Annotated in this window: 1 protein-coding gene; it reads left to right on the plus strand. The window is 35.6% G+C overall.

Annotated elements, in window-relative coordinates; genetic code table 11:
* The coding region (locus tag HC175_RS16490) for an IS3 family transposase (protein ID WP_235942652.1) at positions 1-599 on the plus strand (599 nt) is incomplete at both ends.

The following is a 599-nucleotide window of genomic DNA, read 5'->3' on the forward strand; positions in this document are numbered from 1 at the left end:
TCTGTTTAAATATCTGCGATCAGAGAATATGCTGATCAGATCAACAAAAAGTTATACTAAAACTACCCACTCCAAACATTGGTTGAAGAAGTACCCGAACCTCATGAAAGAAGTAACAGCAATCCGTCCTGAAGAATATTTTGTGAGTGATATAACTTATATAAAAAGTAAGGAGCGTACTCACTATCTTTCCCTGGTAACTGATGCCTTTAGTCGTAAGATCATGGGCTACAAGCTTAGTGATGATATGTCTTCAGAAAATGTGGTAAAGGCTCTTGAGATGGCTCTCACTAAAAGAAGAACATCACTTCCTTTAGTCCATCACTCTGATAGAGGATTACAATATTGTTCTGCTATTTACCAGTCTAACTTGAAGAAAAATAGGATTAAACCTTCAATGACAGATGGCTATGACTGCTATCAAAATGCTATGGCAGAAAGAATCAACGGAATCCTTAAACAAGAATTCCTCATCAATAAATGCAATACTGGTAAGGAACTCGAGCTTCTGATAAAAGAATCAATAGAAACATATAATAATGATAGGCCACACTTGAGTCTTCAAATGAAAACGCCTAACTTTATTCATGAAAAAACCT

It is taken from the genome of Salinimicrobium oceani, from assembly GCF_012037645.1.